The organism is Pseudomonas glycinis (assembly GCF_054871425.1).
This window is the reverse complement of sequence record NZ_JBTYHF010000003.1, coordinates 111,525-124,851: the sequence shown is the minus strand read 5'-3', so window position 1 is coordinate 124,851 and position 13,327 is coordinate 111,525. Positions and strand designations below refer to the sequence as shown.

Genomic DNA, 13,327 nt, shown 5'->3' with positions numbered 1-13,327 from the left:
TCAGTCAGCAATATTCGTTCAGGCAGATAAATTCATTTCAGACGACTCGGTCAGGCTCCCTCTCCCTCCGGGAGAGGGCGGGGGGTGAGGGTCGGGGTTTCAGGTGCTCCATATTCTTGGCGCAATAGCTTCGCGGCCCAGCAGCGCAGGCCTTAGCAGTCGCCACAAATCAATCAGCCAGGCGCGGGCGAGTAACGCTTCACCGGCCAGACACCGCGCCACCAGCAACCCCGGCAGTTGGGTCAAATCCCCGCGTACCTCATGCCCCAGCGAGCGGCAACGCTCCAGCAATTCAGCATCGATTTCACCGGTGACCAACAACGTCGCAAACACCGGATTACCATCCAGGCCGATCGGCGAGTCGAGTAAACCGTCCGCACCGACAATGCGCTGCCGTTCGTGCCAGAGCAACTGACCATCGCGGCGGATGTCCAGGTGCGCCTGAAAATGCCCGAGGTCAAAACGCTCGCCACTGGCCGGACGACCGAGCGCCACCACGTCCCAGTAGAACAGCCGCGCATCGCCTTCAAGCTCGATCGTTGTGCTCAACTCGGCCTGCGCGGCGCTGTAGACGATGGTTTCCTGCGGCAGCCATTCCAGGGTCGCGCCGGCAGCGACTTGCAAGTCGAGCTGCTGATAAGCCGGCCCGCCCGCGCGATACCACTTGGCGGCGCCGGGGCTGGTGATCTGTGCCCAGGCGTTGTGTTCGACGCGCGCGCTGATATCGAGCCGATCACCACCGGCAATTCCGCCCGGTGGGTGGACGATGATGTGCTGGCAGACCTCGGGGCCTTCGGCGTACAGATGCTTCTGCACCCGCAGCGGGCCGAGGTGACGGCGCATGACCGGGCGCGTGCAATCGCCGAAGCGCGCGTAAGCCAGTTCCAGCTCGGCGTGCCAGCTCGGGGTAAACAGGGCAGGTGAGGCAAGTGAATTCATGATTTGTGATTATCGTTAGGAAGCTACAGATTAGACCGGCGCGTTAGATCGTGACCAGCCCGCGTACACCTTCGGCCTCCATATTTTCACCGCGACCCTGCTGGACGATCTCGCCCCGCGACATCACCAGGTATTGATCGGCCAGTTCTGCAGCAAAGTCGTAGAACTGCTCGACCAGCAGAATCGCCATGTCACCGCGCGCCGCGAGCTGCTTGATCACCGCGCCGATTTCCTTGATCACCGACGGTTGAATGCCTTCGGTGGGCTCATCAAGGATCAGCAGGCGCGGGCGGCTGGCCAATGCCCGGCCGATGGCCAGTTGCTGTTGCTGACCGCCGGACAGATCACCGCCACGGCGCTGCTTCATTTGTAGCAGCACCGGGAACAATTCGTAGATGAAACCCGGGACTTCTTTGGCTTCGCTGCCGGGAAAACGCGACAGCCCCATCAACAGATTCTCTTCCACCGTCAGGCGCCCGAAGATCTCACGGCCCTGCGGCACGTAGGCGATACCGGCATGCACACGCTGATGCGGTTTGAACGTGGTGATCGGTTTGCCTTCCCAGTTCACCGCACCTTCCTTGGCTGGCAGCAGGCCCATCAGGCATTTGAGCAGGGTGGTCTTGCCCACGCCGTTACGGCCGAGCAGGCAGGTCACTTCGCCGACCTTCACGTCAAAGCTCAGGCCACGCAGGATGTGGCTACCGCCGTAGTACTGATGCAGCTTGTCGACTTGCAGCATGTCCAAATTCTCCCCCGGTGATCGTTCCCACGCTCTGCGTGGGAACGCATCCCGTGACGCTCCGCGTCACATAACGGCGGACGCAGAGCGTCCATGGCGGCATTCCCACGCAGAGCGTGGGAACGATCTAGGTCTTCAGCGGCCGAGGTAGACCTCGATCACCCGCTCGTTTTCCTGCACTTGCTCAAGCGAGCCCTCCGCCAGCACGCTGCCCTGATGCAGCACCGTGACGTGGTCGGCAATCGAGCCGACAAAGCCCATGTCGTGCTCGACCACCATCAGCGAATGCTTGCCCGCCAGCGATTTGAACAGCTCGGCGGTGAACTCGGTTTCGGCGTCGGTCATGCCCGCCACCGGTTCGTCGAGCAGGAGCAATTGCGGGTCCTGCATCAGCAACATGCCGATCTCGAGAAACTGCTTCTGGCCGTGGGACAACAACCCGGCCTGGCGATTGACCGAAGTGGTCAGGCGAATCGTCTCGAGCACTTCGCTGATGCGATCCTTCTGCTCGCCACTCAAGCGCGCACGCAAACTGGCCCACACCGACTTGTCGGTCTTCTGCGCCAGCTCCAGGTTTTCAAACACGCTCAAGGCTTCGAATACCGTTGGTTTCTGAAACTTGCGGCCGATGCCGGACTGGGCAATCTGCACTTCGCTCATCTGCGTCAGATCCAGGGTTTCGCCGAACCAGGCCTTGCCGTGGCTGGGCCGGGTCTTGCCGGTGATCACGTCCATCAGCGTGGTCTTGCCCGCGCCGTTGGGGCCGATGATGCAGCGCAGTTCGCCGACGCCGATGTACAGGTTGAGATTGTTCAAGGCACGGAAGCCATCGAAGCTGACGCTGATGTCTTCCAGGGTCAGGATGGTGCCGTGGCGCGTATCGAGGCCCGGGCCGACGCGCTGGCCGAGGCCGATAGAGTCGCGGCTGGTGCCTTCGTCCTTGTTCGGTTCGACGGGGAAAAACGCCGGCTCCAGCATGAATTCAGCACTCGCTGTGACTCTCATTGTTCACCTCGTTTCTTCAGCAGACCGATCACGCCTTTGGGCAGGTACAACGTCACGACGATGAACAGCGCACCGAGGAAGAACAGCCAGTATTCCGGGAAGGCCACGGTGAACCAGCTCTTCATGCCGTTGACCACGCCAGCGCCGAGCAGCGGCCCGATCAGCGTGCCGCGCCCGCCAAGGGCGACCCACACCGCCGCTTCGATCGAGTTGGTCGGCGACATTTCGCTGGGGTTGATGATGCCCACTTGTGGCACGTACAGCGCTCCGGCGAGACCGCACAGCACCGCACTCAGCACCCAGACGAACAGCTTGAAACCCCGCGGATCATAACCGCAGAACATCAAACGGTTTTCCGCATCGCGCAACGCCGTCAGCACTCGGCCGAACTTGCTTTGTGCCAGGCGCCAGCCGATGAACAGGCTCGCCACCAGCAACAACACCGTGGCCAGAAACAGCACCGCGCGGGTGCCCGGTTCGGTGATGCCGAAACCGAGAATGGTGCGGAAATTGGTGAAACCGTTGTTGCCGCCAAACCCGGTCTCGTTGCGGAAAAACAGGAGCATGCCGGCGAAGGTCAGGGCCTGGGTCATGATCGAGAAATACACGCCCTTGATCCGCGAACGGAAGGCGAAAAAGCCGAACACCAGCGCCAGCAGACCCGGCGCCAGCACCACCAGACACATGGCCCAGATAAAGCTGCTGGTGCCGGTCCAGTACCACGGCAATTCGCTCCACGACAGGAAAGTCATGAACGCTGGCAAGCCATCGCCGGCCGCCTGCCGCATCAGGTACATGCCCATCGCGTACCCGCCGAGGGCGAAGAACAGACCGTGGCCCAGCGACAGCAGGCCGGCATAGCCCCAGACCAGATCCAGCGCCAGGGCGACGATGGCGTAGCAGAGGATTTTGCCGACCAGGGTCAGCGTGTAGGCCGAGACGTGCAGGGCATTGTCTGGCGCGAGCAGTGACAGCAACGGCAGAACGATCAGCAGCGCGAGAATCACCCCGCCGACCGCGAGCGTGACTTTTGGCCCGGCCTTTTGTGTGGCCGTGACTAACAGAGGCTGGTTCATCAGTCGATCACCCGTCCTTTCAGTGCGAAGAGGCCTTGCGGACGTTTCTGAATGAACAGAATGATCAGCGCGAGGATCAGGATCTTGCCGAGCACCGCACCGATCTGCGGTTCGAGAATCTTGTTGGCGATGCCCAGGCCAAATGCGGCGAGCACGCTGCCGGCCAGTTGGCCGACGCCGCCGAGCACCACCACCAGGAACGAGTCGATGATGTAGCTCTGGCCAAGGTCGGGACCGACGTTGCCGATCTGGCTCAGCGCCACGCCGCCCAATCCGGCGATGCCCGAGCCGAGGCCGAAGGCGAGCATGTCCACGCGCCCGGTTGGCACGCCGCAGCAGGCGGCCATGTTGCGGTTCTGGGTGACGGCGCGCACGTTGAGGCCGAGGCGGGTCTTGTTCAGCAGCAGCCAGGTCAGCACCACCACGAACAATGCGAAAGCGATGATGACGATGCGGTTGTACGGCAGCACCAGATTGGGCAGTACTTGGATGCCGCCGGACAGCCACGCCGGGTTGGCCACTTCAACGTTCTGCGCACCGAACAACAAACGCACAAGCTGGATCAGCATCAGGCTGATGCCCCAGGTCGCGAGCAGGGTTTCCAGTGGTCGACCGTAAAGGTGGCGGATGACCGTGCGCTCCAGCGCCATGCCAATGGCGGCGGTGACGAAAAACGCCACCGGCAGCGCGATCAGCGGATAGAACTCGATGGCCTGCGGCGCGTAACGCTGGAACATCAACTGCACGACATAGGTCGAGTAGGCGCCGAGCATGAGCATCTCGCCGTGAGCCATGTTGATCACCCCGAGCAGGCCGAAGGTGATCGCCAGACCGAGGGCGGCGAGCAGCAGAATCGAGCCCAGCGACATGCCGCTGAAGGCCTGGCCGAGCACTTCGCCGATCAGCAATTTGCGCTTGACCTGAGCGAGGCTGGTTTCAGCGGCGGTGCGCACGCCGGCATCGCTTTCCACGCCCGGTTCGAGCAGACCTTCAAGGCGCGTGCGTGCCAGCGGGTCGCCGGTTTCACCGAGCAACCGCACCGCTGCAAGGCGCACCGCCGGGTCGCTGTCGACCAGTTGCAGATTGGCCAGCGCCAGGCTCAGGGCCGCGTGGACGCTTGGGTCTTTTTCCCCGGCGAGCTGCCGGTCGAGAAATTTCAGCTGCGCGGGTTTCGCGCTTTTCTGCAATTGCTGCGCGGCGCCCAGACGGATCTTGCTGTCAGCGGCGAGCAATTGATGGCTGGCCATCGCGGTGTCGATCAGACCCCGCAGGCGATTGTTCAGGCGCAGGGTTTTCGCTTGGCCGTCGATCGTCAGCTCGCCTTGCTGCAGGGCGTTGAGCAATTCGATACGGGCCGGATCGGGCTGCGCGGCCCAGGCTTCCAGCAGTTTGGCCTGTTGCATCGGATTGGCCGCGACGAAGTCTTCGGCATCGCCAGCGTGGGCCAGGAGTGGCAGCAACAGTGCGATGGCGAGAAGTACGCGGTGTATGGCAGTGGGCATTAGTGGTGTCCTGTTCAACCGCCCCCTCACCCTAACCCTCTCCCGGAGGGAGAGGGGACTGACCGAGGTGTCTGGACGATGTGCTGCGACTTGCGAACTTGAGTCGAACTCAGGGTTTGAAGAGCATGAAGATCGGCTCCCTTTCCCCCTCTCCCTGAGGGAGAGGGCTGGGGTGAGGGGGAAGTCTCATGCTCGCCTCAAAAACTGAATTCGCCTCAGTTGCTCTTCACCGCATAATCCGGCTTCTTGTCGTTGCCCTGAATGTACGGGCTCCATGGTTGCGCGCGGATCGGGCCTTCGGTCTGCCACACGACGTTGAACTGCCCGTCGCTCTGGATCTCGCCGATCATCACGGGCTTGTGCAGGTGGTGATTGGTCTTGTCCATGGTCAACGTGTAACCGGACGGCGCAGCGAAGGTCTGCCCGGCCAGTGCTTCGCGCACTTTGTCGACGTCAGTGGATTTGGCTTTCTCGACCGCCTGCGCCCACATGTGGATGCCGACGTAGGTGGCTTCCATCGGGTCGTTGGTCACGGCTTTATCGGCGCCCGGCAGATTGTGTTTTTTCGCATAGGCTTTCCAGTCCGCGACGAATTTCTTGTTCGCAGGATTCTCCACCGACTCGAAGTAGTTCCACGCCGCGAGGTTGCCCACCAGCGGTTTGGTGTCGATGCCGCGCAGTTCTTCTTCACCGACCGAGAAAGCCACCACTGGTACATCGGTGGCTTTCAGGCCCTGGTTGGCCAGCTCTTTGTAGAACGGCACGTTGGAGTCGCCATTGACGGTCGAGATGACGGCAGTCTTGCCACCGGCGGAGAATTTTTTGATGTTGGCAACGATGGTCTGGTAATCGCTGTGACCGAACGGCGTGTAGACCTCTTCGATGTCCTTGTCGGCCACGCCTTTGGAATGCAGGAACGCGCGCAGGATCTTGTTGGTGGTGCGCGGGTAGACGTAGTCGGTGCCGAGCAGGAAGTAGCGCTTGGCGCTGCCGCCTTCTTCGCTCATCAGGTATTCAACGGCGGGGATCGCTTGCTGGTTCGGCGCGGCGCCGGTGTAGAAGACGTTCGGCGACATCTCTTCGCCTTCGTACTGCACCGGGTAGAACAGCAGGCCATTGAGTTCTTCGAACACCGGCAATACCGATTTACGCGAAACCGAGGTCCAGCAGCCGAACACCACCGCGACCTTGTCCTGGGTCAGCAGCTGTCGGCCCTTTTCGGCGAACAGCGGCCAGTTGGAAGCGGGATCGACCACCACCGGCTCGAGCATCTTGCCGTTCACGCCGCCCTTGGCGTTGATCTCGTCGATGGTCATCAGCGCCATGTCCTTGAGCGACGTTTCGGAGATCGCCATGGTCCCGGACAACGAATGCAGAATCCCGACCTTGATGGTCTCGGCGGCCTGGACAGTCCAGGTCATGCCCATCGCGGCAATGGATGCCGTGAGTGTGAAAGCCTTGATCAAACTGCGACGCTTCATTGTGCGATCTCCATGAACATTCGATTTTTTCTGGTTGGCAGATGCGAACGACTGAAAGTGTGTTTTGCAAAGGCTGTGCCCGGTCGCGTTCAGGCAAGAAAATGTCGTGCCAGAGCGCTTGCGCGCTGAGGGCGTGCACCAGGAGGGGACGGCAGGTGGGCGATGGTGCGTGGAGTTGCGCCAGATTGGGGCGCGAACTGTCGCGCAGATGCGGATACAGAAACGATAAACATGTACCACAGCAGGTGAAAACCGACGGCCCACACTCACGCGCTCATCCCGATTCTCAGCGCAGGTTTTTATGAGTCATGTCTCAGGCCGATCCGGTCGTTCCGCAAGTTCTTCAGCAACGTTCAAGCTGCCGCCACTGAGCCCGGCCTTTCTGACTGAAGAGGACGCCGCCTATTGGGTGCACACGCGGATTCCACTGAACCCGGACAAAGAGTACGGCAGCGTGATCCTGCTGCGTCCGGACGGGAAATTGCTCGCCACTTCACCCATCGCCGGGCAGGCCACGGGTTTTGACTTCGGCACAATTGTGCAGACCGATGTCCTTGGCGGCATGCTTCATCCGCTGGGCTACCGGTGCGTCGCCAGCGTTCACAGCCATCCGCCGATCCATGCCGAGTTCCGCAATGGCAATCGGCGTCAGGATGAAACACTGCTCCGGCTGTTCATGAGTTTCTATTCAGGCGGCGATTTCATTGGCGATGTGTCGGCGCGGGATTTTTTCCGCAGCGCTTACCTTTCAGGCCCGGATGGCAGCTTGCTTAAATACGTCTCGAGCGGCTCGCCCGAGGAGCGCGACTACTTTCTCTGGCAGCAGTCCGGCGGGCCGTCGGGCCATCCGGCGGGGGCCTATGACGTGATGGCGGTGATCAACAAACTGGCGACCGTGGGTGAACTCAAAGTCATTGTTTCGAATGCCGACTGGGGCTACTCGGTGGGGCGCGTACCTGCGGACTGGAAGGCCGGCGCGTCGTTTTCAAAGGGTGTGGTCACCGAACTGCCGCTGATGACCCGTGTCTGCGTCAATACCGAACGCGCCGTGCTGGCCGCGTTGAAATCCAGAGGCGCGCAGACGACAGGCCTGATCTTGAAAAAACTGACCGGCGAGGAGTATGTCGCCACCCATGCGCGCCCGGCCGGACTGGCGGCATGGGATCCTGAGCGAATATTTCCGGTTGATGCCCAAGGGCAATTGCAGCTGCCCAAGGGGTATTTGCTGGAGGGCTTTTACTTCGCCTCGCGACCCGACCCGGCACAGTTTCCACCTGGCCAGCCGTGGCTCTACGAGAACTTCTTCACGCCCCGGGAGATCGCCTGGGCTATCGAAGCGAATGCCCGCAGCCAACATCTGGCGCAAGCAGGGCGTGCGTTGTCGCTGTACATGCGGGCGCAGGATCATGCGATGTTGAAGTACCGCTTCAGCGGCGATTCGATCGAAGCGGCACTGAGCGTTACGCAGTCGGACGGCACGGTCAGTGACAACGGTGTGCAGGCAAGGCTGTTGGCCGGCACACTGGATACCCGCGCATTTGTTTCGATGCTGGTACTGGCCGGGACCCTGGAGGTCGTGCGCGGCAGTGCGTTGTGGGCGCATCTGGGGCCGGTGGGTCTGCAATGGCAGCCCTTCGCCAACTTTCCCTGGCCGCGATTGAGCCGGGCTTTTCTGGCGGCCGATGATGCGGTTCGCCATGCCCATGAGCTCGTGGGCATTCGCCGTGATCAGCAGCACGCGGGGTATGTTTTTCAGCGTAGCGACAAGCGTTTCGTGGTGACCGAACCCTTGCCCGGGGATATCGATACGCTCAGCCAGGGGCGGCTTTATCCTCTGGACAATCACGGTCGGCCGGTGTTTCCAGACGACCACACCATGCATGCGCGTTATGTCGCTCACGTTGCGCTTTCGCAACTTGACCCGGTGCATATCCGGTATCTGCGCTGGACCCGTGCCGAGGCTCTGCTGGATGTGCAGATGCTCAACGTTGACGAGCTGCGGCAGACCCTGCTCGACGGGATCGCTCTGTATTGCTCTGGTGCCGGTGACAGCCTGATCAGGTTCCAGCCCTACACCACCGTCTTCGCCAGGGAGCTGGCCAGACGCCTCGGCACTGGCAAGCACCCGGGCGAGCTTGTCAGTGCGCTGCGCAACGGCACTGAACGGCCACAGGCCTTTGTGCGTGAACAGGCGCAGGCCGGCGTCTTGTTCAACCTGATCGATCACGCACTGTGGGGCTATCGCGGGCAAATCGGCGCTGACTGGAGCCTGCCAATAGCGTCAGTGGCTGAACCAGGCGAGTCTGAGCCGCCGCTGCCGACGTTACCGAAACCGTCATTGCCAGATCTCTCTTTGCAGCCATATCCGCCAACGCAAGTGCCTGCGCCTGGCGCCACAACAATGCCGTGGAAGCGTCCTGCGAGGATTTTCTTTGGTGCGGTGTTTTCCTCGGCGGACGAGGCCGCACTGAGTCAATCCAGTACTGACGTGCATTTGCACGACGAAAAGAAAACCTGGTTCGGCTTCATCCTCAAGCACGTGGGGCGGGAGGAATACATCGCCAGCGAGCTGATACCCGTCAGCGATAGCGGCACTAATCTGTTTCGTCAGGAGTCGGTGTTCAGTTCCAGCAGGACAGCTCCCTGGTATCAGTACCCGGATGGCTTCGACCTGCATGCCGTGTATTACATGCACCAGCGAATCGGGGAAACCTTGCGCCATCCCCAGGACTGGCTCGCGCATTACTTCGTCACGCCAGAGACGCTGACGGTTGCCATGTATCTCTCTGAGCGGCGTCCGGTCATCGCCACTGGCCGGCACAGAACTTTGTATATCGCCACTGGTGATGGTGCTCTGCTCAGGTATGTGCTCAACAGCTCCAGCAAGTTGTTCTACGACGACAGCTCGCAGACGACGCTGCAAACGCTCAAGGACGATCTCGCTGCGCAAAGGCTGTTGCCATCCGACTTCGTGCACACCGTGGTCGACAGTGGTCAACTTGACGTGCTGCGTACGAGTCTGTGCTGGGACCGGCCGGGTTTGGTAAAGAAAACCTGGCAGCCTTACGCAAATCTGCAGCGACGCGCCCTGGGGCCGGTTTTTCACAGTGCCGACGATGCGGCGGTGCATGCCCGATCGCTGTTGCCGCAGAGCACCGACAAACTCTATGGCGGTGTCATTCTGAAACGCTCCGACGGCCTCTACGTCGCTACCTCGCCGATTGAAGTGACACGCGAAAATTTCGACAGTAGCGAGATCATCGCCGACGAGACTCGCGCTGCCGGACTGTTTCCAGAAAATTGCCGGATCGTTGCGCGTTACCGCTCCAGAGTCCCGAGGGAGCTGTCGGTAGCGTTTTCGGCCATCGACAAACAGATCTACTTGAACATGCTGTCGGTCGATACCTTGTACTCGGCATTCACGCGCAAGCCTGTGGTCTGGGATGAATACCTGTTCGCGCCGGACGGTGCGACGATTCGCTATCAGCCTGGGTTGTGGGAGCGTCTGCGCGCCGATCTGTCGATTGCCCTGACGGCAAGCAATAGCCTGCCCGCATCACTGGATGGCGAGACCATCAAGCAGCGCCTTTACAGCGGTGAATTGAAACCGATCGACTGGATCGACTCGCTCGCCAGAACGGGTTATTTGCAGGTCGTCACCGGCAGTGACCTGTGGGGCCTGCCCCGGCAAGTATCGCGCTGGGTGCCGTTCTCCGCCGATCTGCAGATCGTGACGGATTACAGCAAAGCCGCTACTGCGGCGGTGTGCAGCCCGTTATTTCTTCAGGCAGATGCGGCCGCTCGATATGTCCATGAGCTGGCGGTGAGCCGCGATATGCAGACTTTCGGTGTCATCCTGCGCTCGGCCGGCGGTGTGTTTCTTGCCAGTCTGCCGCTGACTGCACAACGGTCGGCGCTGGCGCTGGACCGGATTTTCGAGCACGGGCGACTGCCATCAGGCTTTCTGCTGGATTCGATTTATCTGCGCGCCGTCCTGCCGCCGCTTGGCGCACGATCCACGGATATCCGGCACGTGCTGACCATGCCCAGCGAAGTCCAGCAGGCGTGTCGACGGGCCAGTACGCCACAGGGTTACAAACCGATCTACTTCTCCTGCGCCGACGGAGCGCTGCTGAGGCTGCAACTGCACGCGTTCGAGCCCGGCACATTCTTCGACCGGTTCGGGCAAGTGGAATTGCGCCCCAACGCTTTTGTGTCAATGGAGCAGGCGGCGATTGATGAACGCAACAACAGCAAGGGCACTTTCAGCCTTGTCGAATACGTAAACCGGATGGCGCGAGCCGGTGACCTGCATGTCCTTGAAACAAGCGCCTGCTGGTCTCGCCGTGGTCGGGTCGGGGAGGGCTGGCAACCGGGCCTTGCCGAGATATCTCGTGAGCGCCACTGGCAAAATCATCCGGTTCCGGCGCTGGGGCCGATCTTCCAGCATCCCGACGATGCTGCCCGCTATGCCCAGCAACGGACCGACAATGAAATACTCGCTCGGACCGGTTATGAGGGCGCGGTTCTCGGGGAAAACTCCGGCCAGCGCTTTGTCCCGCTGGAGCCTGTTGCGTGGTTCGCCAACGAGGAAAATCTTCGTCTGCGTCTTTTCCGTACTGCCGAGGACCCTGCGACCGACTGGCGCCGACCGGCACCGCGCTTCCCTGACGGTTATGCAGTCGTGGCCAGTCATCAATTCAGCCTGTCGGGCAATACCTTGCTGGTCGCTGACAACGAACAGATCCGCAGTAATTTCGCCGAACCCGCGCTGGTGTATGCACACACCCACGAGTTGAAAAACCAAGGTTTCGATATTCGTGGGTATTACTACTCCACGCCCGGCCATGAGTTGCTCAAATACACGCCAGTGTACTCAGACGCCGAACGGGATCTGCTGCTGACCCGTTCTGTCGTTTATGAAAACGGGCAATGGGTCAGCCGCCTCACGCCTGGGCAATTTGTCTCCCGACTCCTGCAATTGGGCGAATTTCAGGTGTTGGTGGCAGGCGCGTATTGGCGCCATACCGGGCACCTGGGCAGTGGTTGGCGAATCCGTCGGCAACAGCCGGCGGCCGAAGGTGCCGTGCGGATCAGAGATGAGTTGTAATTCGAATGCCGAGTCGAGCGCGGGCCACTGAGCCCGCGCCACACTATCAGCGCGGTAGATCGACGGTGCGCCGGGCGACTCGTGGCAAGACGAACCGGTCAAGCAACCACACGAACAGCAGCGAAGCCCCCACCAGCGGAAACACCACCGCCAGCACCAGCATGATCGCCACGCCGGTTTTCCATGTCGGCAGGTCATGGCGCAACGGCGGCACACCGAACTTGCCTTCAGGCCGACGCTTCCACCAGATCACCACGCCGCTGACGGCGCTGAGCAGAATCATCAGGCAGATCAGCAGCACGACGATCTGGTTGAAGGTGCCGAACATCTTGCCTTCGTGCAGCATCACGCCGATTTCGGTAGCGCGAGCAACGGTGCCGTAGTGCTCGAAACGCACATCGGCGAGAACCTTGCCGGTGTACTGATCGATATGCAGGGTGGCGTCGTTGCGCGGGTCATCGGCGAATACGGCAATGGTGAACACGCCGGTGGCGGTGGTCGGCAGGGTGATGCTGTAGCCGGGCTCGACCTTGCGCTCACTGGCGATGTGCTGCACATCCTGCAGGCTGACTTCGGGTGCTGCGGGACCGGCATGGGCATTGCCGTGATTCATGTGTTCGGCGTGGTCGCCGGACATCGGCATCGGTGTGTTTTCCATCGCCCACGGCACGGTCTGGCGGGTCGCGCTGTTGAGGCTGCGTGCCTCGATGTCGGAGGTCGGCACGTTGTCCCACATGGCGGCGGGAAACACGTTCCACACCTGCGCGTATTGCTTGCCCCAGAAACCGGTCCAGGTCATGCCGCTGAGCAACATCACCAGCAGCAATGTCGCGCCCCAGAACCCGGTGACCGCATGCAGATCGCGCCACAACACTCGACCGCGGCTGTTCAAACGCGGCCATAGAATGCCCGCCGCCTGACCGCGCGGCCACCACAGAAACAGACCCGAGACCACCAGCACCACGCCCCAGCCAGCGGCCATTTCGATCAGGCGATCGCCGACCGTGCCGATCATCAATTCGCCGTGGATCGCACGGGCGATGGCTTGCAGATTCTGCTTGGCATCCTGCTCGCCGAGGATGTCACCGTGGTACGGATCGACGAACACGTTGAGTTCGTGACCTGCATTTTTCACCACGAATTGCGCGCTGCGTTCGGCATTCACCGGCGGCAGGTACTGAGTGACTTGGCCTTGCGGATAGGCAGCTTTCACCCGTTGCAGCAAGTCATCGGCCGGCACCGTGTGGTGCCCGACCGGTACGTCGAGCAGGCTGCTGTACATCAGCGAATCGAGCTGCGGTTTGAACAGATAAATGATCCCGGTCAGGGCCAGCATCACCATGAACGGCGCGACGAACAGCCCGGCATAGAAATGCCAGCGCCAGGCCAGGTTGTAGAAATTGGGTTGAGGCTTTTGCATCACGTGTGCTCCGCTTGGCTTGGTTCTTTTCGTTGTCTGTTACCAGTGGGAG

General features: G+C 61.2%; 8 protein-coding genes. 1 reads left to right on the top strand and 7 read right to left on the bottom strand.

Annotated features, from left to right (window positions below; all coding sequences use genetic code 11):
* Nucleotides 1-99: 99 nt before the first annotated feature.
* The 6 genes from ACYSTU_RS08245 to urtA all read right to left on the bottom strand — a co-directional run bounded on the left by ACYSTU_RS08245 (nt 100) and on the right by urtA (nt 6,745).
* Nucleotides 100-939: an urease accessory protein UreD gene (locus ACYSTU_RS08245; protein WP_498997380.1), complete on the bottom strand. Its 840-nt coding sequence runs from the start codon at nt 937-939 to the stop codon at nt 100-102.
* A 43-nt stretch (nt 940-982) separates the two neighbouring features.
* The gene (urtE, locus tag ACYSTU_RS08240; protein ID WP_016771889.1) at nt 983-1,681 is read right to left on the bottom strand and encodes an urea ABC transporter ATP-binding subunit UrtE; all 699 of its coding nucleotides are present in this window, start codon (nt 1,679-1,681) and stop codon (nt 983-985) included.
* A 135-nt stretch (nt 1,682-1,816) separates the two neighbouring features.
* Nucleotides 1,817-2,686: an urea ABC transporter ATP-binding protein UrtD gene (gene urtD, locus ACYSTU_RS08235; RefSeq protein WP_016771888.1), complete on the bottom strand. Its 870-nt coding sequence runs from the start codon at nt 2,684-2,686 to the stop codon at nt 1,817-1,819.
* Nucleotides 2,683-3,762, bottom strand: a complete 1,080-nt coding sequence (gene urtC / locus ACYSTU_RS08230) for an urea ABC transporter permease subunit UrtC (RefSeq protein WP_110644924.1) — start codon at nt 3,760-3,762, stop codon at nt 2,683-2,685. Before urtC ends, urtD begins: the two co-directional genes overlap by 4 nt.
* On the bottom strand, nt 3,762-5,264 hold the full coding sequence (gene urtB / locus ACYSTU_RS08225; RefSeq protein ID WP_130927418.1) for an urea ABC transporter permease subunit UrtB: 1,503 nt from the start codon (nt 5,262-5,264) through the stop codon (nt 3,762-3,764). Before urtB ends, urtC begins: the two co-directional genes overlap by 1 nt.
* A 215-nt stretch (nt 5,265-5,479) precedes the next feature.
* Entirely contained in the window at nt 5,480-6,745 is a 1,266-nt protein-coding gene (urtA, locus tag ACYSTU_RS08220) for an urea ABC transporter substrate-binding protein (RefSeq protein WP_016771886.1), read from the bottom strand.
* A 301-nt stretch (nt 6,746-7,046) separates the two neighbouring features.
* Between urtA and ACYSTU_RS08215 the strand changes: the two genes are divergently transcribed.
* Nucleotides 7,047-11,855: a DUF4329 domain-containing protein gene (locus ACYSTU_RS08215; protein ID WP_498997372.1), complete on the top strand. Its 4,809-nt coding sequence runs from the start codon at nt 7,047-7,049 to the stop codon at nt 11,853-11,855.
* Nucleotides 11,856-11,901: 46 nt separating this feature from the next.
* Here ACYSTU_RS08215 and ACYSTU_RS08210 read toward each other — a convergent pair whose 3' ends face one another.
* Nucleotides 11,902-13,275 (bottom strand): PepSY-associated TM helix domain-containing protein, encoded by a 1,374-nt coding sequence (locus ACYSTU_RS08210; protein ID WP_476310864.1) that lies wholly within the window; start codon nt 13,273-13,275, stop codon nt 11,902-11,904.
* Between the last annotated feature and the right edge of the window lie 52 nt (nt 13,276-13,327).